General features: G+C 68.9%; 1 pseudogene. It reads right to left on the bottom strand.

Annotated features, from left to right (window positions below):
* A pseudogene (locus FKP22_RS29175) lies at positions 1-1,766 on the bottom strand (hypothetical protein); the annotation flags it as partial.
* Positions 1,767-1,818: the final 52 nt, after the last annotated feature.

The raw sequence follows: 1,818 nt of genomic DNA, 5'->3' as shown, positions 1-1,818 counted from the left end.
GGGTCCGAATACGGCATGCCAGGCGCCGACTGCTTGGACTCCACCCGCTCGGTGTAGCCCAGCGGGTCCGTCATCTCCAGCACCCGGTCCGGCCCGCTCTCGGAGGCCGTGAAGGTGCTGGCACCGTAAGGCGTCGCCAGCTGCGTGATGAAGCTGCCCGCGTCATAGGTCATCGTCGAGGCCAGGCCCAGCACGTCGGTGATCTTCTGCAGCCGGCCCGAAGCGTCGTAGACGATGGCCGCAAAGCGGTTGAACGGATCGGTGACCTTGGTCACCTGCAGCGGGAAGCTCGCATTGCCATAGGCCAGCTTGGTGATGCGGCCCACCGCATCGGTCAGCCTGGTGACCCGCATGCTGCCGTCATAGGTCAGCGTGACCGCATTGCCCTGCGGGTCCAGCACCTGCGTCAGGAACACCCGGCGCGGGTAGACGGTCGCCCCATCCGGGCTGGCATATACCTCCACGCTGCCGTCCTTGAAGCTGCGCTCGTAGCGCACCGGGCTGGCCGAGACCATGCGCAGCAGCGAATAGCCCGCCGGCTCGTGGGCGAACTTGCCGGTGTTGGCCGAATAACCCGTCTCGTCATAGGCGCCGCCCCCGCGCACATAACTCATCGTGTTGACCCCCGGGCGCCCTGGCACGTCCACCACGTAGGCCAGCCAGTTGTGGGTCCACTTCGGGCCCAGGTTGCCGAAGGTCGGCAGCGTCGGCTGGCGAGCCTCGCGCTGGTTGTAGGTCAGCTGGAAGAAGACATCCGGGCCGACCGCCGGCCGGTAGCCCACCGGCGTGTCCGTCAGGTTCAGGCTGACGTTCATCGAATGCGCGTTGTAGCCGCACATGCCGGCATTGCCGCAAGGCGGCTTCTCCTTCGGGTCGTCCGGCCGCGTCGCGTTGGGATCGCCCGAGTTGGTGTAGCCCATGCCCCGCACCTGCGCGGCCTCGGCCACCGTCACCGGCCGCCAGCCTGCCGCCGCAGTGGCAGCCGGGATCATGAAGAAGCCCGTGCTCTCGCGCTCGATCGCGTCCCGGCTGACCCACAGGTCGGTGCCGAAGGTCGGGTCCTGGATGTGGAAGCGGTCGCCTTCCTGGCCGACGATGGCCGCGTAGTGGCTGACCTTCCAGTGCACGACAGACGGCACAGGGATCGGCGTGTTGCCGACCCGGAAGGCCGCGCGGTAGGGCAGCTTGGCCGCCTTGGCCAGTTCCGCCACCTGGCCCAGCGTGACGCCTTGCGGGCCGGACTGGTAGCGCTCCAGCAGCTTCATCTCCGGCTTGCCAGGGCTGCCGGCATTGGCCGGGTTCAGCAAAGCCAGCCGGCGCAGCGCGTTCGGGCCACATAAATAGGCGACACCGGGGTTGTTGTCCATCATCCACAGGCCTTGCCTGGCACCTGCGACGAGTTCGGTGGCCGGGCCGATCAACTGCCGGCCTTCCACCGCCGCCAGCAATTCCTTCAGGCGCTCGGCATGGCCCAGGCGGGCGTGCATGCGGATCAGCTCGCCGACGGCCCGGTCGGCCATCGCGCGGGCTTGGGGGGATGGATCCTGCAGCGACTGGCCGATGGTCCAGGCGTCTTCCCAGGCGGCAATGGCGCGGGAGAAATAGCCTTCGCGGTAGTACCACAGGCCCAGGTTGGTCTGCAGGCCCAGGCGCCAGGCGGACTGCGGGTGGGCGGCGAGGAAGCGCTCGACCGGGGCCAGGCCGTCGAGACTGCCGGGGTTGAGGCCGGCCAGGGCCTGGGTGAGGGCGGCTTCGTCTGCGGCCACCAGAGGGCTGGTGGCGATCAGGGGTTCCTCAAAGCCGGGGACGGCGCGGGGC

This window comes from Ideonella azotifigens, assembly GCF_006519715.1.
Lineage (GTDB): Bacteria > Pseudomonadota > Gammaproteobacteria > Burkholderiales > Burkholderiaceae_C > Ideonella > Ideonella azotifigens.
Note: the sequence above shows the minus strand (reverse complement) of the source record. Positions and strands in the feature narration are given on the sequence as shown.